The organism is Stenotrophomonas sp. T8, from assembly GCF_051853085.1.
Classification (GTDB): domain Bacteria; phylum Pseudomonadota; class Gammaproteobacteria; order Xanthomonadales; family Xanthomonadaceae; genus Stenotrophomonas; species Stenotrophomonas sepilia.
Genome location: NZ_CP195329.1, coordinates 3,469,414 through 3,489,508, shown reverse-complemented (window position 1 = coordinate 3,489,508; position 20,095 = coordinate 3,469,414). Strand labels below are relative to the sequence as shown.

Sequence of the window (20,095 nt, the reverse complement as noted above, 5' to 3'; positions counted from 1 at the left end):
GCCCGCCGGCCCTGCCGGCCGGGCACAAGGAAAACCACCATGGCCACGATTGAAGTCAAGGTTCCCGACATCGGCGATTACAGCGATGTTCCGGTGATCGAAGTGTTGGTCGCCGTCGGCGACACGGTGAAGAAGGACCAGGGCCTGGTGACCCTGGAGTCGGACAAGGCCACCCTGGAAGTGCCGTCCTCGGCGGCCGGCGTGGTCAAGGAGATCAAGGTCAAGCTGGGCGACACCTTGTCCGAAGGCGCCGTGGTCGTGGTACTGGACGCTGAAGGCGCCGCCGATGCCCCGGCCAAGGCCGCTGCGCCGGCTCCGGCTGCGGCCGCTCCGGCCAGCAAGCCGCCGGTGACCCCCTCGCACCGCGCCCCGGCCGAGCCGGTGGCACCGAAGCCGGCGCTGTCCAGTGGCAAGCCGGCCGACATCGAATGCGAAATGGTCGTGCTGGGCTCCGGCCCGGGCGGCTACACCGCCGCCTTCCGCGCCGCCGACGTCGGCCTGGACACGGTGCTGGTCGAGCGCTACGCCAGCCTCGGCGGCGTCTGCCTCAACGTCGGTTGCATTCCGTCCAAGGCGCTGCTGCACGCCGCCGCGGTGATCGACGAAGTGGCCCACGCCGGCGATTTCGGCGTCGAGTTCGGCAAGCCGACCATCACCCTGGACAAGCTGCGCCAGTACAAGGAAAAGGTCGTCAACCAGCTGACCAAGGGCCTGGCCGGCATGGCCAAGCAGCGCAAGGTCCGCAACGTGCAGGGCGTCGGCAGGTTCATCTCGGCCAACGAACTGGAGATCACCGCCGCAGACGGCAGCACCCAGCTGCTGCGCTTCCAGAAGTGCATCATTGCCGCGGGTTCGCAGGCGGTGAAGCTGCCGAACTTCCCGTGGGACGACAAGCGCGTGATGGATTCCACCGACGCGCTGGAGCTGGCCGAAGTGCCGGGCTCGCTGCTGGTCGTCGGCGGCGGCATCATCGGCCTGGAAATGGCCACTGTGTACAGCGCACTGGGCAGCAAGGTCACCGTGGTCGAGTTCATGGACCAGCTGATGCCGGGCGCCGACAAGGACCTGGTCAAGCCGCTGGCCGACCGCCTGAAGAAGCAGGGCATCGAAGTGCACCTGAAGACCAAGGCCTCGGGCGTCACCGCCGATGCCAAGGGCATCACCGTGACCTTCGAGGCGGCCGAGGAAGGCCAGGCGCCGGCGCTGGCGCAGGGCACTTTCGACCGTGTGCTGGTGGCCGTCGGGCGTTCGCCGAACGGCAAGAAGATCGATGCCGAGAAGGCCGGCGTGCAGGTCACCGAGCGTGGCTTCATCCCGGTTGATCGCCAGATGCGCACCAACGTTCCGCACATCTTTGCCATCGGCGACATCGTCGGCAACCCGATGCTGGCCCACAAGGCCACGCACGAAGGCAAGCTGGCCGCCGAAGTGGCCGCTGGCCACAAGAAGGAGTGGGTGGCCCGGGTGATTCCGTCGGTGGCCTACACCAACCCGGAAATTGCCTGGGTGGGCGTGACCGAGACCGAAGCCAAGGCCAAGGGCCTGAAGGTCGGCGTGGCCAAGTTCCCGTGGGCCGCCAGCGGCCGCGCGATCGGCATCGGTCGCACCGAGGGCTTCACCAAGCTGATCTTCGATGAGGAGACCCACCGCATCATCGGCGGCGCGATCGTTGGCGTGCATGCCGGTGACCTGCTGGCCGAGATCGGCCTGGCCATCGAGATGGGTGCCGAAGCCGAAGACATCGGCCACACCATCCATGCGCACCCGACGCTGAGCGAATCGGTGGCGATGGCCTCGGAAATCTACGACGGCACGATCACCGATCTGTACATGCCGAAGAAGAAGTAAGGCGCCTGCGCCTTCACGAACGAAAAGCCCTGGCATCTGCCGGGGCTTTTTGTTTCTTCGTTCGACGCCGTTGCGAGCGTTCGGGCCGCTGCGCGGGTGGCAGGCATTTGGACAAATGTCCCCCGTCGCCCGCCTGCGGCGGTCGCCTCCTCCTTTACTTTGTCCAAATGCCTGCCACCCGCGCAGCGGCTCGGCTTGCGGAAAGTCGAGAGTCGGTGCTCAGGCCGCCTGGATGCATGACACGCGGAGGGAGTGGGGCTGTGTGCGAAGTAAAGGAGGAGGCGTCGGCCTCAGGCCGGCGCCGGGGGACATTCGCACGCAGCCCCGCTCCCTCCAGCGCTCGACCCAGCTTGCATCTGCGGCAACTGCCACCGCTCGCAGCGGCTCGGCTTGCTGAAAGTAGAGCCACTGCCACTGCAAAGGCCGCGTGGATGCCTGATACGCGGGGGGAGAGGGGCTTGTGTGCGAAGTAAAGGAAAGAGGCGTCGGCCGTAGGCCGGCGCCGGGGGACATTCGCACGCAAGCCCCTCTCCCCCCGCGCTCGACCAACCTGCTTCTCTGCTCGACGATGCCACAAAAAACGCGGCCCCGATGTTCCGGAGGCCGCGCCAGGAGAGAGAGCGTGGAAGGGACGAGGGATCAGAACACGAAGCTGACGCCGGCCACCGGGCCCTTGAATTCCTGCTTCAGGCCGATGGTGCCGTCGCTGCCCTTCTTGTCCGCATCGAGCTTGAACCAGTCGTAGCCGGCGAACACACCGAAGTTCCTGGTGAAGCGGTAATCGACGATGGCGTTGGCGCGGCTCAGATCGCCCTTGTAGTCATCGAAGCTGCCCCAGCGCGTGTTGAGGTACTGGCCCTGCAGGGTGATCATCCACTTCTCGGACGGGGTGAAGCTCAATCGCGCACCGACCACCGGCGCCACGCCGTCGGTCTTCTCGTTGAGGAACTGGCCTTCGTACACGGTGCCCAGATCGGCGTAGGCCTTGGTGCTGACCTTGGCGTACTCGGCACCCAGCTGCAGGCCCAGGTCGAACGTATCGGTGTCCACCACCGAGTAGTCATAGACCAGGCTGGCCACCTGGTACTTCAGTTCGCCCTTGACGAAGCTGCCGGACGGCACGTTGACGTCACCGAAGGAGATGTCCTGGCCGAGGGTCTCGCGGCGGTCCTTGTCGTACTTGAAATAGTTGAACAGCAGGCGCTGGCGGTTGCTGATGCGGAACATGCCGTCAATGCGCGGCTCCCACTCCTTGCCACCCAGCTTGAAGTCCTCGGAGAAGCCGATGTCCTGCCCGGCGACATTGGTCTTGCCGCGGAGCGTGTTGTCCGAGTCGATGTTCATCGCACCCAAGCGCAGGGCAAAGCGGTCGTCGCCTTCGGCGGCGTGGGCAGCGGTGGCGAACGAGGCGCCGGCGGCGATCAGGGAGAGAGCGAGCAGGGTGGGTACGGGGCGCATCGAAGAGTCCTTGCAGTGGTTCATCAGAATGAAGACCACTGTGCCGGACCGGCCCGTCCACCATCCGTGAACGTATGGTCCACGGCATGTGCACGGTTCAGTGCTGTCGCGGCGATGCAAAAAGATGGCCCCGGAGACGGGCTTCGGGGCCATCGTGGGACCTGCGGGGTGGAGCCGACGAGGATGCTGCAGGCAGGTCGAAAGATTGGACCCGCGTATCCGGCGAAAGTTCCTCGCCTGCGACCAAAGTTCAATACTGCGGTGCAGCATCATGCGGACGTCATTGTCCCCCGGGTGGTACGCAAAAATGTAACCGTTACCGCAACTTGCGGCTTCCCGGGATGAACAGGCAGCGGTTGTCTCGCAAATTGTCCCATTGCTATAATTTGGCGGCTCGATGAGGCCCCCCTGCTGTAGCCGCCTCAGCCTTCCACTTGCAACCACGCGGGACGTCCTGTGCTGAACTCCGTTGATGCGGGTCGGCGACTGATGCTGCGCGCCGCGGTCTACCCGCTGGCCGCGGTCGCTGTCCTGGCCCTGGCCTTCCTGCTGGTCGGTCCGAAATATGCCCTCGGCGCGCTGGCGTCCGGTGTGGCCATTTCGGCCGGTGGCTGGGTGGCGGCAAGGATGGCGCTGGGGGGCGGTGCGGTGGCCGCAGGATCGGCGATGGCTCGCCTGATCATTGCGATCGTGGCCAAGTGGGTCGTGGTTTTCGGCGTCCTGCTGGTGGGGTTCCTGGTCTTCAAGCTGCCTGCATTGGCGCTGTTGGCCGGTATCGCCGTCGGCTTGATGTTCCAGGTCCTGGCGATGGCCAGGCGTTGACAGAATTCAATTAACTGAAGGTTCCGGACACATGGCGGGCGAGGCTCTAACCCCTACCAGCTACATCCAGCATCACCTGCACAACCTGACCGCGCCGGTCGGCAAGGGTGAGGGTATGTTCTGGCATATCCACGTCGATACCTTCCTCACTGCGGTCCTGATGGGCCTGGTGATCGTTGTCGCGTTCTGGCTGGGCACCCGCAAGGCCACCGCCGGCGTGCCGGGCAAGTGGCAGGCCTTCGTCGAGATCTGCCTGGAGTTCGTCGACCGCCAGGCCAAGGACACCTACCACGGCAAGAGCAAGCTGGTCACGCCGATCGCCATCACCATCTTCTTCTGGATTCTGCTGATGAATCTGCTGAAGATGATCCCGGCCGATTTCATCGCCAAGCCGCTGGAATGGGCGGGCGTGCACTACTGGAAGCCGGTGCCGACCGCTGACGTCAATGCCACCCTGGGCATGGCCATCAGCGTGTTCTTCCTGATGCTGTTCTTCGCACTGAAGTCGAAGGGCCTGGGCGGCTTCATCAAGGAATTCCTGACGGCGCCGTTCGGCAAGTGGATGATGCCGTTCAACCTGATCCTCAACATCGTCGAGTGGCTGAGCAAGCCGATCTCGCTGGCGATGCGACTGTTCGGCAACATGTTCGGCGGCGAAATCGTGTTCCTGCTGATCTGGGTGCTGGGTGGTGCCGGTTTCTTCGGTGCCATTGCCGGTGGTGTGTTCGGCCTCGGCTGGATGCTGTTCCACCTGCTGGTGATCCCGCTGCAGGCCTTCATCTTCATGATGCTGTCGATCGTGTACCTGAGCCTGTCGGAAGACGCTCACTGAGTTTCAAGCTTCAACGCGTTTCAACCTTCATCCGTTTCATCACCCTTAGCAACTTAAGTTCCTGGAGATAACCATGTACTTCGCCGTCCTGACCAACTTCGCGCAGATTCAGAGCTCCACCGCCCTTGCCGTCGGCATCATGATCGGCCTGGCCGCGCTGGGCGCCGGTCTGGGTCTGGCCATCATGGCTGGTAAGTTCCTGGAGTCGGCCGCCCGCCAGCCGGAACTGATCCCGGTCCTGCAGGTCCGCATGTTCATCACCGCCGGCCTGATCGACGCCGCGTTCATCATCTCGGTCGCCGTTGGCCTGCTGCTGGCCTTCGCCAACCCGCTGTCGGCTGCCTTCGCTGGCGCCGTCACCAAGGCTCTGGCCGGCTGATACAGCGGTTTGAGACGACCGGGTGCTGATGCACCCGGTTTCGGATGAAGGCCGGATGTGCCGCTTCGGCGGCGCGTCCACCCCGAAACCAGCGATCGAGCTAACCATGAATATCAATTTCACCCTTCTTGCGCAGGCGCTGGCCTTCGCTGGTCTGATCTGGATCATCGCGACCAAGATCTGGCCGCCGCTGATGAACGCGATCGAAGAGCGCCAGCAGAAGATTGCTGAAGGCCTCGCTGCTGCCGACCGCAGCCAGAAAGATCTGGCCCAGGCGCAGGAGAAGGTCAACGAAGCGCTGAAGGAAGCCCGCACCAAGGCCAACGAGATCATCGATCAGGCCCATGCGCGTGCCAACCAGATCGTTGATGCTGCCCGCAACGAAGCGATCACCGAAGCCACCCGTCAGAAGGAACTGGCCCAGGCTGAAATCGACGCCGCCGCCAACCGTGCCCGTGAAGATCTGCGCAAGCAGGTGTCCGCGCTGGCCGTGACCGGTGCCGAAAAGCTGCTCAAGCGCGAAATCGACGCCAACGCCCACAAGGCGCTGCTCGACGAGCTGGCCTCGGAGATCTAAGGATGAGCCAGGCCCTCACGCTTGCCCGCCCGTACGCCCGCGCCGCGTTCGCGACCGCGCGCGACGAAGGCGCGTTCGCGCCGTGGTCGGACGCCCTGGCGTTCTCCGCCCACGTCGCCGCCGACCCGCGCGTGGCGGCCCTGCTCGCCAACCCGGAGCTGGGTCGTGACGACGCCGTCGCCCTGCTGGCGCCGGTGTCCCACGGCGAGACCTACTCGCGCTTCCTGGCCATCCTGGCCGAATCGCATCGCCTGCCGCTGCTGCCGGAAATCTCCGGCATGTTCGACGCCCTGCGCGCCGAAGCCGAGCACGTGGTCAAGGCCACCGTCACCTCGGCTGCCGAACTGTCGGCCGGTGAACTGGACGCGATCAAGGTCGCGCTGCGCAAGCGCTTCAACCGCGAGGTCGACGTGACCACCGCGGTCGATGCCTCGCTGATCGGCGGCGCCGTGATCGACGCCGGCGACGTGGTCATCGATGGTTCGCTGAAGGGCAAGCTGGCCCGTCTGCAGACCGCGCTCGCTAACTGAATTCATTTAACGTCCGGCCCCGCTGCCGGCACTAGGACTTGACGATGGCAACCACGCTCAACCCCTCCGAAATCAGCGAACTGATCAAGAACCGCATCGAGAAGGTCAAGCTGGCCGCGGAATCGCGCAACGAAGGCACCGTGACCAGCGTGTCCGACGGCATCGTGCGCATCTTCGGTCTGGCCGACGTGATGCAGGGCGAAATGATCGAACTGCCGAACAACACCTTCGCACTGGCCCTGAACCTGGAGCGCGACTCGGTCGGCGCCGTGGTCCTGGGTGACTACGAGCACCTGCGCGAAGGCGATGTCGCCAAGACCACCGGCCGCATCCTGGAAGTGCCGGTCGGTCCGGAACTGCTGGGTCGCGTCGTGAACGCGCTGGGCGAGCCGATCGACGGCAAGGGCCCGCTGGGCACCGACCTGACCGCTCCGGTGGAGCGCGTTGCTCCGGGCGTGATCTGGCGCAAGTCGGTCGACCAGCCGGTGCAGACCGGTTACAAGTCGGTCGACTCGATGATCCCGATCGGCCGTGGCCAGCGCGAGCTGATCATCGGTGACCGCCAGACCGGCAAGACCGCCATGGCGATCGATGCCGTGATCAACCAGAAGGGCACCGGCATCAAGTGCGTGTACGTTGCGATCGGCCAGAAGGCGTCGACCATCGCCAACATCGTGCGCAAGCTGGAAGAGAACGGCGCGCTGGCCCACACCATCGTGGTCGCCGCGACCGCTTCCGAATCGGCTGCCATGCAGTACATCAGCGCCTACTCGGGCTGCACCATGGGTGAGTACTTCATGGACCGCGGCGAAGACGCGCTGATCGTGTACGACGATCTGTCCAAGCAGGCTGTCGCCTACCGCCAGATCTCGCTGCTGCTGAAGCGCCCGCCGGGCCGCGAAGCCTACCCGGGTGACGTGTTCTACCTGCACTCCCGTCTGCTCGAGCGCGCTGCCCGTGTGTCCGAGGAATACGTCGAGAAGTTCACCGAAGGCAAGGTCACCGGCAAGACCGGTTCGCTGACCGCGCTGCCGATCATCGAAACCCAGGCCGGCGACGTGTCCGCCTTCGTTCCGACCAACGTGATCTCGATCACCGACGGCCAGATCTTCCTGGAAACCGACCTGTTCAACGCCGGCATCCGCCCGGCCGTGAACGCCGGTATCTCGGTGTCGCGCGTCGGTGGCTCGGCCCAGACCAAGATCATCAAGAAGCTGTCGGGCGGCATCCGTATCTCGCTGGCCCAGTACCGTGAACTGGCTGCCTTCGCGCAGTTCGCCTCGGACCTGGACGAAGCGACCCGCAAGCAGCTGGAGCGTGGCCAGCGCGTCACCGAGCTGATGAAGCAGAAGCAGTACGCGCCGATGTCGATCGCCAACCAGGCGCTGTCGATCTACGCCGTCAACGAGGGTTACCTCGACGACGTGCCGGTCAACAAGCTGCTGGCGTTCGAAGAAGGCCTGCACGCCCACTTCGCCAACACCCAGGGCGAGCTGGTCAGCAAGGTCAACGCTACCGGCGGTTGGGACAACGACATCGAAGGTGCCTTCAAGAAGGGCATCGCCGAGTTCAAGACCACCGGCAGCTGGTAATCGCGGTCCTGTAGAGCGGAGCCCCAGGCTCCGCTGGACCAGATGACAAACGGTTGAACAACGCGGGGCATCAGCCCCGCGCCACGGGAAACAAGAGATGGCAAGCGGACGCGAAATCAAAACCAAGATCAAGAGCGTGCAGAACACCCGCAAGGTGACGCGCGCCCTGGAAATGGTCTCGGCCTCCAAGATCCGCAAGGCGCAGGATCGGATGAAGACCTCGCGTCCGTACGCGCAGGCGATGAAGCAGGTGATCGGTCACCTGGCCCAGGCCAGCACCGACTACCAGCATCCGTTCCTGGTCGAGCGTGAGCAGGTCAAGCGGGTCGGTTTTATCGTGATCTCCTCCGATCGCGGTCTGGCCGGCGGCCTGAACAACAACCTGTTCCGCAAGATGCTGGGCGAAGCCAAGGCATGGCAGGACAAGGGTGCCGAAGTGGACCTGGTGACCATCGGCCAGAAGGCTTCGACCTTCTTCCGCCGCGTGAAGGTCAACATGGTCGGCAGCGTGACCCACATCGGCGACGTGCCGAAGCTGGAATCGCTGATCGGTGTGATCAAGGTCATGCTCGACGCCTTCACCGAAGGCAAGATCGACCGCGTGTACCTGGTCTACAACCGCTTCGTGAACACCATGGTGCAGAAGGCCAGCTTCGATCAGCTGCTGCCGCTGCCGCCGGCCGAGAAGCAGGTCGCTCACCACGACTGGGACTACCTGTACGAACCCGATGCCGCGACCGTGCTGGAGCACGTGATGACGCGTTACATCGAGTCGCTGGTGTACCAGGCACTGCTGGAAAACGTCGCCTCCGAGCATGCCGCACGCATGGTCGCGATGAAGGCGGCGAGCGACAACGCCAACAAGCTGATCGGCACTCTGCAGCTCGTCTACAACAAGGCGCGCCAGGCAGCGATCACCCAGGAAATCTCCGAAATCGTCGGCGGCGCGGCAGCAGTCTGACCGCGTTCGTTCAAAGCACACATTAGAGGATGCAGCAATGAGTCAGGGCAAGATCGTTCAGATCATCGGCGCGGTCGTCGACGTCGAATTCCCGCGTGAATCGGTGCCGAAGGTGTACGACGCACTGAAGGTCGAAAACACCGAGATCACCCTCGAAGTCCAGCAGCAGCTGGGCGACGGCGTGGTGCGTACCATCGCCCTCGGTTCCACCGACGGCCTGAAGCGCAACCTGGTTGCCGTCAACACCGGCCGCGGCATCTCGGTGCCGGTCGGCGCCGGCACCCTGGGCCGCATCATGGACGTGCTGGGCCGTCCGATCGACGAAGCCGGCCCGGTCGCTGCCAGCGACAACTGGGAAATCCACCGCGCTGCGCCGTCGTATGAAGACCAGTCTCCGGCCACCGAGCTGCTGGAAACCGGCATCAAGGTCATCGACCTGATGTGCCCGTTCGCCAAGGGCGGCAAGGTCGGCCTGTTCGGCGGCGCCGGCGTCGGCAAGACCGTCAACATGATGGAGCTGATCAACAACATCGCCAAGGCGCACAGCGGCCTGTCCGTGTTCGCCGGCGTGGGTGAGCGTACCCGTGAGGGCAACGACTTCTACCACGAAATGAAGGACTCCAACGTCCTGGACAAGGTGGCGATGGTGTACGGCCAGATGAACGAGCCGCCGGGCAACCGCCTGCGCGTCGCGCTGACCGGCCTGACCATGGCCGAGTACTTCCGCGACGAGAAGGACGAGAACGGCAAGGGCAAGGACGTCCTGTTGTTCGTCGACAACATCTACCGCTACACCCTGGCCGGTACCGAAGTGTCGGCACTGCTGGGCCGTATGCCGTCCGCGGTGGGTTACCAGCCGACCCTGGCCGAGGAAATGGGCGTCCTGCAGGAGCGCATCACCTCGACCAAGAACGGCTCGATCACCTCGATCCAGGCCGTCTACGTTCCCGCGGACGACCTGACCGACCCGTCGCCGGCGACCACCTTCGCCCACCTGGACTCGACCGTCACCCTGTCGCGTTCGATCGCCTCGCTGGGTATCTACCCGGCCGTCGATCCGCTGGACTCCACCAGCCGCCAGATGGATCCGCTGGTGATCGGCCACGAGCACTACGACACCGCCCAGCGCGTCCAGCAGACCCTGCAGAAGTACAAGGAACTGAAGGACATCATCGCGATCCTGGGCATGGACGAACTGTCCGAAGAGGACAAGCAGGCCGTGTCGCGCGCCCGCAAGATCGAGCGCTTCTTCAGCCAGCCGTTCCACGTGGCCGAAGTGTTCACCGGTTCGCCGGGCAAGTACGTGCCGCTGAAGGACACCATCCGTGGCTTCAAGGCCATCGTCGATGGCGAGTACGACCACCTGCCGGAGCAGGCGTTCTACATGGTCGGCGGCATCGAAGAAGCGGTCGAGAAGGCCAAGAAGATGGCCGAGAAGGCCTGATCCGGGACGGGCAGGAGCGATCCTGGCCGACCTGACGCCGGCGCCGGGCAACCGCCCGCGCCGGTGGACCCCCACGGTGGCATTGCGCCACCGCGAACAGCGAAGAGATTTGCATGAGCACGATCCGTTGCGACATCGTCAGCGCCGAGCAGGAAATCTTCCGTGGCGAAGCGACCCTGGTCGTGGCCACCGGTGAGCTGGGCGAACTGGGCATCGCGCCCAAGCACGCGCCGTTGATCACCCGCCTGAAGCCGGGCAAGGTGGTGGTGACCACGCCGAACGGCGAGCAGCTGGATTTCGCCATTTCCGGCGGCATCCTGGAAGTGCAGCCGCAGGTGGTGACCGTGCTGGCCGACACCGCGATCCGCGCGCAGGACATCGACGAAGCCTCGGTCCGCAAGGCCAAGGAAGAAGCCGAGCGCATCCTGGCCAACCGCGGCGAAGCGATGGAAGTGGCCGAAGCCCAGCAGAAGCTGGCTGAAGCCGTCGTCCAGCTGCAGGCACTGGAACGCCTGCGCAAGAATCTCAAGCACTGAGGTTCGCGCGTCATCAAGCACAGGCGCCGGCTAGCTGCCGGCGTTTTTGTTTGTTCGCCACAGGAGCAGGGAATGCAGCACTACTCGACAGCGATTGAAGGCGGCAGCTCGCAGCGGCCGTGGCGCACACCGGCAGGCGTGTTCCTGATTGCGTGGATCGTTCTGTGCCTGCCATGGCTCAGTGGCATCAAGACCATCCCCTTCGATGCCGTGCAGCAGTTCTTCCCGGCGGTCAGTTTCAGTGCCGAGCAGCTGCGTCACCTGCAGGCCCCCTGGTGGAATCCGTATCTCTACGGTGGCTACCCGCAGGTGGCCGATCCGCAGATGATGACGCTGCAGCCGACGATGCTGCTGCCGATGCTGCTGGCGCCGGGCTCCCTGCACCTGTTCACGGTGGTGGTGCTGCTGCATGTGCTGGCAGGCGGCCTGGGTGCACTGCGGTTGAGCCGCGTGCAGGGCATGCCGCCGCCGGCGCAGCTGCTGTTCGCACTCACGCTGATGTTTGGAGGCGTGGCCGCGTCGCGCCTGCAGCACACGCCGATGATCATCAGCTACTGCCTGCTGCCCTGGCTGTGGCTGGGCCTGGAGCAGGTCCGCCGGCGGGGACGGATGCGCGACATCCTGCTGGCCGGTGTGGCCGGCGGTATGTGTACGCTTCAACTGACCCAGGTCACCTATTTCATCATCCTCGCGTGCGTGATCTACGCAGTAGCTGCTGTCGTGCTGGCACAGGGGCAGCGCATGCGCCTGCTGTGGCAGCTGGGCGTGGTGGCCATTCTCGCCGGCGTTGTCAGTGCGCCGCAGTGGCTGTCCACGCTGGCTTGGCTGGACCAGACCAATCGCAATGGCTTGACGTTGGAAGCCGCGCTGCCGGGTGCCATCCACTGGCAGACACTGGTGACACTGCTGTCGGGCAACGTGTTCTCGCAGGGGCGCGGCGACAGCTGGGCCTTCGGTGATATCAGCGCCGATTACCTCTATGTGGGGGCAGTGCCGCTGGCGCTGTGGCTGCTCTGGGGCGGTGAGGTGCTGCGGCGCAAGCCGGCGGCGACGCGCATCGCGCTGTGTGCGCTGACGCTGGCGATCATGGTCGCGGTGGGTGGCGCGACGCCGCTGTTTCCCTGGTTGTTTGGCTGGCTTCCGGGGCTGGACCTGTTCCGGCGCCCATCCGATGCGCTGTTCCTTACCGTGCCTCCGGCGGCGTGGCTGGGTGCCAATGCCCTGCAGGTTGCCCTGCAGCGGCAGCCATTGCGATTGCATCGGGTGTCCGTGGCGGTCGTCGCAGTGCTGGGTGCGTGCGCTGCATGGCTGGCGATCGATCATTGTCATCCGCTCGCTTTCGCCTGGCTTGCGGTCAGCGCCGCGCTGGGCGTAGCCGCGGTGCGGGTGCTGCGCCGCCACCAGGCGCCTGCGCGCTGGGTGCTGGTACTGGTGCTGTTGGACCTGCTGCTGTTCAACGTCGGCACCAGGTTCAACGCGGGCAGCGGCACAAAGTCGGTGCTCACCGCCGATCGTGCAGGTCCTGCGCAGCGCGCCTATGCGCTGCTGGCGGCAGAGCGGAATGTCGGCATACCCGAGCGCGCGGTGGTCTTCGGCATCGGCGGACTCACCAACGGCGCGGCGGTGCATGCCATTGCGCTGGCAAACGGCTACAACCCGCTGCTGGCAAGCGACTATCTGCAGATGACCGGGATGCCGGGCGAGCCGGTGGATACCTTCCAGCAGAAGGTCCCCACTGCCTGGATGCCAGACACCGCTGCTCCCCTGTACGACCTGCTGGGCGTGCGTTGGCTGCTGGCTCAGGAGCCGTTTCCGGGCTCCAGCGCGCACGGCGACCAGGTGGAACTTGCGCGGCGTGACAGCGTGCTGCCACGTGTACTGAATCCGCGGCAGGTGCGCCGCCATGAGGAGCGTCTACCGCCTGCGCCGCTGTTCAACCAGACCGATTTCAACCGGCAGCTATGGCTGCCGGCAGCCGCCAGCAGCCACTGTGCCGAACAGGATGCCGGCGAGGCCACGGTGCAGGTGCTGCACTACCAGCCGGGACGCATCGAGCTGACGGTGGTGGCCGACCACGCAGCATGGGTGGTGATCAACGAAACCACCGGTCGTGGCTGGCAGGCGCAGCTTGAGGATGGCCAGGTACTGCCGCTGCTGCGCGGCAATGGCCTCTTCCATGCGTTGTGCGTGCCGGCCGGGCAGCATCAGGTGCGGTTGCGCTACAGCGCGCTGCAGCTGTGGCGTGAGGGACTCGGCGCGCCTGTGCCAGAGCCGTGACGCTGACCGCTGACCGCGATCAGCGATACACCACATGGCGCATCAACAGGAACGACACGCACGCCAGCCCGCCTTCCACCAGCGGCTTGGCCAGCCACGTGTACTGCAGGCCCAGCGCCTGGTCGACCAGGCTGACCAGCAGCGTGCTCGCTGCCGTCAGCAGCAGCCACAGCCCGAAGAAGCGTGCGAAGCGCTTCCATCCCAGCTTGCCGGCACCGGCCTCGGCAAAGGTGTAGCGGCCGTTGAGCCAGAAGCCCAGCAGCATGCCGGCCAGGCGACCGGCGATGTTGGCCGGCGCGACCGGCATGCCCAGCGCGGTGGCGACCACGAACACCAGCCAATCGACCAGCAGCTGCACGAGCCCGATCACAAGGTAGGTGCTTCCCTGGCGGAGCAGGCTCATCGGCATGGTGAAGGAGGAGGGATGCCCATGTTAACGGCCCACGCTCTAGAATCACCGGCAACGAACTACGGACTGCTGCTCCCATGACCCAAGCCCTGCACGTCATCATCCTCGCCGCCGGCGCCGGCAAGCGCATGAAGTCGGTGCTGCCAAAGGTGCTGCAGCCGATCGCCGGCCAGCCGATGCTGGCGCACGTGATCGATGCGGCCCGCGAGCTGCAGCCGGCGGCCATCCACGTGGTTTACGGCCATGGTGGCGAGGCGGTGCGTCGGTACTTCGCCGGCCAGCCCGACCTGCAGTGGGCCGAACAGGCCCAGCAGCTCGGTACCGGCCACGCAGTGGCGCAGGCAATGCCGCAGGTTCCCGACGCTGCGCAGGTGCTGGTGTTGTACGGCGATGTGCCGCTGATCCGCGCGCAGACCCTGCGCGACCTGCTCGCGCAGCCGGGCCGGCTGGCAGTGCTGGTGGCCGATGTCGATGACCCGAGCGGGTACGGCCGCGTGCTGCGCGATGCAGAGGGCAAGGTGGGCTCCATCGTCGAGCAGAAGGACGCCACCGACGACCAGCTGCGCGTGCGCACGATCAACACCGGCATCATCGCCGCAGAGTCGACCGCGCTGCGCCGCTGGTTGTCGCAGCTGTCCAACAGCAATGCGCAGGGCGAGTACTACCTTACCGATGTGTTCGCGTTCGCCGCGCATGAGTACACCCCGGCCGAGATGGCCCTGGTCGCCGATGCACAGGAGGCTGAGGGCGCGAATGATCCGTGGCAGCTGTCGCAGCTGGAACGCGCCTGGCAGCGCCGTGCGGTGCGTGCTCTGTGCGCTCAGGGCGCGCGCGTGCGCGATCCGGCACGCCTGGATATCCGTGGCACCGTCACCGTGGGCAGCGATGTGCTGATCGATGTCGACGTTGTTCTTGAAGGCAACGTCGTGCTCGGTGACGGCGTTACCGTAGGCCCGTTCAACCGGCTGAAGGACGTCAACCTGGGGCCCGGCACCGAAGTGCGCGCGCATTGCGACCTGGAAGGCGTGGTCACCGAAGGTGCCGCGCAGATCGGCCCGTTCGCACGCTTGCGGCCGGGTACCGTGCTGGCCGATGGCGTACACGTCGGCAACTTCGTCGAAACCAAGAAGGTCACCCTCGGCGTCGGCAGCAAGGCGAACCATCTCACCTACCTGGGTGACGCGGTGATCGGCAGCAGGGTGAACATCGGTGCCGGCACCATCACCTGCAACTACGATGGCGTGAACAAGTCGACCACCACCATCGGCGACAACGCCTTCATCGGCTCCAACACCTCGCTGGTGGCGCCGATCACCATCGGCGAGGGCGCGACCATCGCTGCCGGGTCGGTCATCACCCGCACCGCGCCGGACGGCAAGCTGACGCTGGCACGTGCACGACAGGAAACCATCGATGGCTGGAAGCGCCCGGTCAAGAAGTCCTGAGCCACGGGTGCCGCGCACCGATGAGCTGGGTGTGCTGCCGACGATCGAACAGCGTGCCGGTGAACTGCTGAGGGGCCACGAGGCCTATCCGGTGTTTGCCGGCCACGGCCTGGACCTGCCGACGCTGCAGGAAGGCCGTGAGCGTGGACAGCTCTGGGTGGTGGATGGCGCCGGCGGCGGCATTGCCGGCTACCTGCTGGCCGGCGACCTGGCAGGCGAGTTCCATGTCCTGCAGATGGATGTGGATCCAGCGCACGCGCGTCGTGGCCATGGCCGTGCATTGCTGCGGCATGCCTTGGCGCAGGCCAGGGCCACCGGCTTTGCTGCAGCGGTGCTGACCACCTTGAGCGATGTACCGTGGAATGCAGCCTTCTATGCCAGCGAAGGATTCGTTGAAGTGCCGGAGGCGGAGTGGAACGATGGCCTGCGCGCCGTCATGGCCGAAGAGGCTGCGCTCGGGTTTCCGATGCACCTGCGGGTGGCGATGCGGCGGGTCTGGTAGGTGCCGACCCTGGTCGGCACATCCACGCATGGCGTGGATCTACCCGATTGGCCCGCTCACCCCACCGGCAACAGGATCGACACGCACAGCCCGCCATCACCGCGGTTCTGCAGCGACACCCGCCCACCGTGCGCCTCCACGATCTCGCGGGTCAGTGCCAGTCCCAACCCGGTACCGTTGCGCTTGGTCGAATAGAACGGCATCAGCGCGTTCTGAAGCACCTGCTCGTTCATGCCCTTGCCACGGTCCAGCACATCCAGGCGCAGCCATTGCGGCAACCGCGTCAGCTGCACCTGCACGTCATCATTGGGCGGATCGGCTTCGGCACAGGCTTCATGCGCGTTCTTCAGCAGGTTCAACAGCGCCTGCCCGAACTGCGCGATGTCGATCCGGCTGCTCAGTTCCTCGTCCGGTTCGCGTTCCATGCTGAACGGAATCTGCTGGCGCAGGCTGGACAGGAAGGGCGCCCAGTGCACGGTCTGCAGTTGCGGTTGCGGCAGCTTGGCGAAGCGCGCATAGCCACGGATGAATCCTTCCAGGTGGCGCGCGCGGTCTTCGATGGTGGTGAAGATCTCCGGCAGCCGATCGAAGCGCTCGCGCTGCACCAGCACGCCACCGGAGTGGGCCAGCGAGGCGATCGGTGCCAGTGAGTTGTTGAGCTCGTGGCTGATCACCCGGATCACCTTCTTCCACGTCTGCACTTCCTGGCGGCGCAGTTCGGCGGTGAGCAGGCGTACCAGCAGCAGGTCGTGCGGGCGGCCGTTGAGCTGGAAAGATCGGCGTGAAAGGTGATAGACCTGTTCGTCGTCCTCATCGCCGTCTTCGCCTTCCGCATGCACCGCAAACAGGCTGTCGCCGCCACGGGCGATGGCATCGCGCAGCTCCACCGGCACCTGTTCCAGCACCTCTTCCAGGCGCTGGCCTTCCAGCTTCCAGCCGCCATGCAGCAGCTTGCGCGCGGCCAGGTTGGAGAACACCACGCGGGCGATGCCATCGCCGCCGGAAGCAATCAGCAGCATCGCCACCGGGGTGTTCTGTACCATGGTGTCCAGCAGCAGTTCGCGCTGCACCAGGCCCTGCCGCTGCTCGCGCAGCACGTCGCCCAGTTCGCGGTGCGCCTGCACCAGGTCACCCAGTTCGTCGTTGCCCGGCCAGTACACACCGAAGTTGTACTCACCGTCGCGGTAGCTGCTGGTGGTGCCGGCCAAGGCGCGCATCAATGAACGTACCGGCGCGGTGGCACGGCGCAGGGTCCACCACATCAGCGACAGCAGGATCAGCGCCGACACCGTGGTCACCACCCAGCCATGGTCCATCCAGTAGGCCAGCAGCCACGGCAACGCGGCGGCCAGCGCCAGCACCGGCAGCAGGCGCAGGAACAGGCGGAAGGTGAACGAGCGCCGTTTCATTCGCGTGGGATGCCGTGCCGGTCCATGCGCCGGTACAGTGCCTGGCGGCTCAGGCCGAGTTCGGCGGCGGCCTGGGCGATGACGCCGTGGTTGCGCGCCAGCACATCCTCGATGCGCGCACGGTCGGGATCATTGCCGGCACTGGGTGCCGGTCGCGGCGCAGGTGCGGCACGCGGCAGGTTCAGGTCGGCCACTTCGATGCGGTTGCCGGTCGCCAGCAGCTCGGCCCGCTGGATCACGTTGCGCAGTTCGCGCACGTTGCCGGGCCAGGGGTGCCGTTGCAAGGCCGCGGTGGCGGCGCTGGAAAGTGGCTTGCCGGCGGTCAGGAAGCGCTCGGCCAGGGGCACGATGTCGCCCGGGCGCTCGGCCAATGGTGGCAGTACCAGTTCCACCGTGTTGAGGCGGTAGTACAGGTCTTCGCGGAAGGTGCCGTCGCGGATCATCGCCGGCAGGTCGGCATTGGTCGCGCTGACCACACGGACTTTGACCTGGCGCTCGCGATTGGAGCCAAGACGCTCGAAGCGCCCTGTTTCCAGCACACGCAGGAGCTTCATCTGGCCGCCCAGCGACAGGTTGCCGATCTCGTCCAGGAACAGCGTTCCGCCGTCGGCGGCTTCGAACTTGCCCTCGCGTGCCTTGTTGGCGCCGGTATATGCGCCGGCCTCGGCACCGAACAGTTCGGCCTCGATCAGTTCCGAGGGCAGGGCGCCGCAGTTGACTGTGATGAACGGGCCCTTGGCCACCAGCGAGTTGGCCTGGATGATCTGCGCGATCTTCTCCTTGCCGGCACCATTGGGGCCGGTGATCAGCACCGGCAGTTCGGAGCGCGCGACCTGGCAGGCCAGCGCGATGATGCGCTCGCTGGCCGGATCGGCGAAGACCGCACCACACAGCTCGTACTTTTCTTCCAGCGCATTGCGCTGGCGCAGCTCACGGCTGCGGCGGCGGTCCAGCTCGCGCCGCGCCTCGGACAGCTCGAGCAGGTTGTTGACCGTGGTCAGCAGCTTGCGGTCGTCCCAGGGCTTGGCCAGGTAGTCGGCGGCACCGGCCTTGACCAGGTCCACCGCACTGCTCAGGTGGGTCCAGGCGGTGAGCAGGATCACCGGCAGGTCCGGGTGGCGCGCGCGGATCTGTGCGAACAGGTCTTCGCCTTCTTCGCCGGAGGTGGTGTCCTCGCTGAAATTCATGTCCTGGATCACCAGGTCGACCGGCTGCGACTCGAGCAGGGCCAGCCCTTCGGCCGGGCTCTGCGCCTGCAGGGTGTCGATGTCATGCAGGGAGAACAGCACGTCCAGCGCGGTGCCCACGCTGGCGTTGTCGTCGATGATCAGGATCGAAGGCATCAAGCAGTTCTGCAGAAAGGGATGGGCGGCGCCGATGGAGCCGTGTTCGTATCCATACGCCGGGAGAGCCCGGCGCCACCCATCAAGCATAGCCAAAGCCGTGGCGACGAGGGCGGGCTGGTTTCAGCGCCGCGCTGGTGGAGGCGGTGGTGCCGGCGGTGGCGGAGCGACCAGCGCCAGCCGCCACGAGGCGGCGTCCACCGGCACGGTGAGCTCGCGTTTGTCGCGGCGCAGCAACAGGTACGCAGTCGGGGCACTGGAATGCCGCAGTGCATCGGCAAGATGCTCGATCCGCCGCACAGCCGTATCGTCCAGGCGCAGGATGCGGTCGCCGCTGCGCACGCCGAAGCGGGCTTCCGGACGCGCGGCTTCCACCCGTACCTGGCCCTCGGTCGAGCGGAGCGCCAGGCGGGCATCATCCTGGCGCCATTCCAGCGTCTGCGAGCTGCCACCGCCGGCCAGCGCCGGCAGTGGCAGCAGTGCCATCAACAGCATCCGGCAGGCACGCATCTCACGCGCCCCGCGTTGCAACTGCGGGCGGGACCGCTGCTGCGCGCCTGGCCGGCCCGAACACCGCGACCTGGCCCAGCACCCACAGCAGCAGCGCGCCCAGCGGCAGGTAGTACAGGGGCATGCGTGGCAGCTCGTACAGGTTCATCAGTGCCAGATTGATCGCGTAGGCCGCCAGCATGCCCAGCACGATCCCCAGCGAGGCCAGCAGGAAGTTCTCGGTCTGGAAGTAGCGCAGGATCTGCCCGCGGGTGGCACCGAGCGCGCGGCGGATGCCGATCTGCTTGCTGCGCTGCTGCACCCAGAAGCTGGCCAGGCCGATGATGCCCAATGCGGTGACCACCAGCAGCGAGATGCTGACGGTGATCAGCAGGCCAACCATCGCGCGGTCGTTCTTGAAGAAGTCCTTGCGCTGGTCTTCATAGGTCAGCTTGTCGCGCATCAGCCGGTTGGGGTCGTTGCGCTCCAGCGCGACTGCACCGGCGTCGAGCACTTCCTGGCGGCGTTCCGGCGAGGTGCGCAGCATGTAGGTGCCACCGTCGTCGAAGGTGCGCCGCACCGGCAGCAGCATCGAGTTGGTCCAGTTGTCATTCCAGCCATTGGGCGTGCTGAGCGTGTCGACGATGCCGACCACGTGCAGCGGCTGCTTGCCCATGTAGTAGGTCTTGCCCAGCGCGCTGCCGTTGGGTTCCATCTTGGCGGCAGTGGACTGGGTGAAGATCACCGGGATGGCCTTTTCCTTGGCGCCGCCCTTGTTGACGTCTTCGAAGTTCTGGTACTCGCCGGGCAGGAAGTCACGGCCGGCGATCAGGTTGATGCCCAACGTGGCCAACCCGTTCTCCGAGAGGGTGTACATCGAAGCGTTGGTGGTCGGCCGTTCCTGGTCGACCTCGCGCGAGATGCTGCTGCTGGACGAGCCGTTGCGGAAAGGCACCTGGTTGATGATGGTGACGTTGCTGACGCCGGGAAGCGCACGCAATGACGCCAGGTCCTCACGGGTGCGGGCCATGGCATCGGTCTGCTTGCCGATGCCGCTGACGCGGAGCATCACCAGTTCGTTCTCGGCGATGCCGCTGGGCATGCTGATCTTCTCCACGCGCTGGCTGACCAGGAACAGCGCGTTGCAGACGATGGCGCAGGTCAGTGCGACTTCCAGCACGATCAGGGCAGCGGCAGTCTTGTGCCGGCGCAGCGTGCTGAGGATGGGGCGGATGTCCATGG

General features: G+C 65.7%; 19 protein-coding genes. 13 read left to right on the top strand and 6 right to left on the bottom strand.

Annotation, left to right across the window (positions count from 1 at the left end; genetic code table 11):
* Nucleotides 1-39 precede the first annotated feature (39 nt).
* Nucleotides 40-1,848: a dihydrolipoyl dehydrogenase gene (lpdA, locus tag ACSDHM_RS16115; RefSeq protein WP_065178009.1), complete on the top strand. Its 1,809-nt coding sequence runs from the start codon at nucleotides 40-42 to the stop codon at nucleotides 1,846-1,848.
* A 639-nt stretch (nucleotides 1,849-2,487) separates the two neighbouring features.
* On the opposite strand, the gene ACSDHM_RS16110 is transcribed toward lpdA, so the two are convergent.
* Nucleotides 2,488-3,306: a hypothetical protein gene (locus ACSDHM_RS16110; RefSeq protein ID WP_005419516.1), complete on the bottom strand. Its 819-nt coding sequence runs from the start codon at nucleotides 3,304-3,306 to the stop codon at nucleotides 2,488-2,490.
* Nucleotides 3,307-3,762: 456 nt separating this feature from the next.
* On the opposite strand from ACSDHM_RS16110, the gene ACSDHM_RS16105 reads away from it, so the two are divergent.
* The 10 genes from ACSDHM_RS16105 to ACSDHM_RS16060 all read left to right on the top strand — a co-directional run bounded on the left by ACSDHM_RS16105 (nucleotide 3,763) and on the right by ACSDHM_RS16060 (nucleotide 13,256).
* Nucleotides 3,763-4,128, top strand: a complete 366-nt coding sequence (locus ACSDHM_RS16105) for a hypothetical protein (protein ID WP_014648497.1) — start codon at nucleotides 3,763-3,765, stop codon at nucleotides 4,126-4,128.
* A gap of 31 nt (nucleotides 4,129-4,159) precedes the next feature.
* Nucleotides 4,160-4,960 (top strand): F0F1 ATP synthase subunit A, encoded by an 801-nt coding sequence (gene atpB / locus ACSDHM_RS16100; RefSeq protein WP_005411134.1) that lies wholly within the window; start codon nucleotides 4,160-4,162, stop codon nucleotides 4,958-4,960.
* Nucleotides 4,961-5,033: 73 nt separating this feature from the next.
* Entirely contained in the window at nucleotides 5,034-5,339 is a 306-nt protein-coding gene (gene atpE, locus ACSDHM_RS16095; protein WP_005411133.1) for a F0F1 ATP synthase subunit C, read from the top strand.
* A gap of 106 nt (nucleotides 5,340-5,445) precedes the next feature.
* Complete coding sequence (locus ACSDHM_RS16090; protein ID WP_005419512.1) at nucleotides 5,446-5,916, top strand: F0F1 ATP synthase subunit B; 471 nt, start codon at nucleotides 5,446-5,448, stop codon at nucleotides 5,914-5,916.
* Between the two features lie 2 nt (nucleotides 5,917-5,918).
* The gene (locus ACSDHM_RS16085) at nucleotides 5,919-6,446 is read left to right on the top strand and encodes a F0F1 ATP synthase subunit delta (RefSeq protein WP_005411131.1); all 528 of its coding nucleotides are present in this window, start codon (nucleotides 5,919-5,921) and stop codon (nucleotides 6,444-6,446) included.
* Nucleotides 6,447-6,490: 44 nt separating this feature from the next.
* Nucleotides 6,491-8,038 (top strand): F0F1 ATP synthase subunit alpha, encoded by a 1,548-nt coding sequence (atpA, locus tag ACSDHM_RS16080; RefSeq protein ID WP_005411130.1) that lies wholly within the window; start codon nucleotides 6,491-6,493, stop codon nucleotides 8,036-8,038.
* Between the two features lie 97 nt (nucleotides 8,039-8,135).
* Nucleotides 8,136-8,999: a F0F1 ATP synthase subunit gamma gene (gene atpG, locus ACSDHM_RS16075; RefSeq protein WP_005411129.1), complete on the top strand. Its 864-nt coding sequence runs from the start codon at nucleotides 8,136-8,138 to the stop codon at nucleotides 8,997-8,999.
* A 37-nt stretch (nucleotides 9,000-9,036) separates the two neighbouring features.
* The gene (atpD, locus tag ACSDHM_RS16070; RefSeq protein ID WP_005419510.1) at nucleotides 9,037-10,443 is read left to right on the top strand and encodes a F0F1 ATP synthase subunit beta; all 1,407 of its coding nucleotides are present in this window, start codon (nucleotides 9,037-9,039) and stop codon (nucleotides 10,441-10,443) included.
* Nucleotides 10,444-10,556: 113 nt separating this feature from the next.
* A complete protein-coding gene (locus tag ACSDHM_RS16065; protein WP_005419509.1) occupies nucleotides 10,557-10,979 on the top strand; it encodes a F0F1 ATP synthase subunit epsilon in 423 nt (140 codons plus the stop codon).
* Between the two features lie 72 nt (nucleotides 10,980-11,051).
* Complete coding sequence (locus tag ACSDHM_RS16060) at nucleotides 11,052-13,256, top strand: YfhO family protein (RefSeq protein WP_242015782.1); 2,205 nt, start codon at nucleotides 11,052-11,054, stop codon at nucleotides 13,254-13,256.
* A 19-nt stretch (nucleotides 13,257-13,275) separates the two neighbouring features.
* Here ACSDHM_RS16060 and ACSDHM_RS16055 read toward each other — a convergent pair whose 3' ends face one another.
* On the bottom strand, nucleotides 13,276-13,659 hold the full coding sequence (locus ACSDHM_RS16055; RefSeq protein ID WP_061479886.1) for a GtrA family protein: 384 nt from the start codon (nucleotides 13,657-13,659) through the stop codon (nucleotides 13,276-13,278).
* 83 nt (nucleotides 13,660-13,742) lie between these two features.
* Here ACSDHM_RS16055 and glmU point away from each other — a divergent pair, with 83 nt between their 5' ends.
* Entirely contained in the window at nucleotides 13,743-15,110 is a 1,368-nt protein-coding gene (gene glmU, locus ACSDHM_RS16050; protein WP_072167221.1) for a bifunctional UDP-N-acetylglucosamine diphosphorylase/glucosamine-1-phosphate N-acetyltransferase GlmU, read from the top strand.
* Nucleotides 15,079-15,612 carry a GNAT family N-acetyltransferase gene (locus ACSDHM_RS16045; RefSeq protein ID WP_072167220.1) on the top strand — a complete coding sequence of 178 codons (534 nt, stop codon included), beginning with the start codon at nucleotides 15,079-15,081 and terminating at the stop codon, nucleotides 15,610-15,612. Before glmU ends, ACSDHM_RS16045 begins: the two co-directional genes overlap by 32 nt.
* 56 nt (nucleotides 15,613-15,668) lie before the next feature.
* Here ACSDHM_RS16045 and ACSDHM_RS16040 read toward each other — a convergent pair whose 3' ends face one another.
* From ACSDHM_RS16040 to ACSDHM_RS16025, 4 genes are all read right to left on the bottom strand, one after another.
* The gene (locus tag ACSDHM_RS16040) at nucleotides 15,669-17,021 is read right to left on the bottom strand and encodes a sensor histidine kinase (protein WP_005419497.1); all 1,353 of its coding nucleotides are present in this window, start codon (nucleotides 17,019-17,021) and stop codon (nucleotides 15,669-15,671) included.
* A complete protein-coding gene (locus tag ACSDHM_RS16035; RefSeq protein ID WP_049411106.1) occupies nucleotides 17,018-18,364 on the bottom strand; it encodes a sigma-54-dependent transcriptional regulator in 1,347 nt (448 codons plus the stop codon). The genes ACSDHM_RS16040 and ACSDHM_RS16035 overlap by 4 nt, the downstream gene beginning before the upstream one ends.
* 123 nt (nucleotides 18,365-18,487) lie before the next feature.
* Nucleotides 18,488-18,859 (bottom strand): PDZ domain-containing protein, encoded by a 372-nt coding sequence (locus tag ACSDHM_RS16030; protein WP_172412113.1) that lies wholly within the window; start codon nucleotides 18,857-18,859, stop codon nucleotides 18,488-18,490.
* Nucleotides 18,860-18,875: 16 nt separating this feature from the next.
* Nucleotides 18,876-20,093, bottom strand: coding sequence for an ABC transporter permease (locus ACSDHM_RS16025; RefSeq protein WP_439426384.1), 1,218 nt, complete (start codon nucleotides 20,091-20,093; stop codon nucleotides 18,876-18,878).
* Nucleotides 20,094-20,095 lie beyond the last annotated feature (2 nt).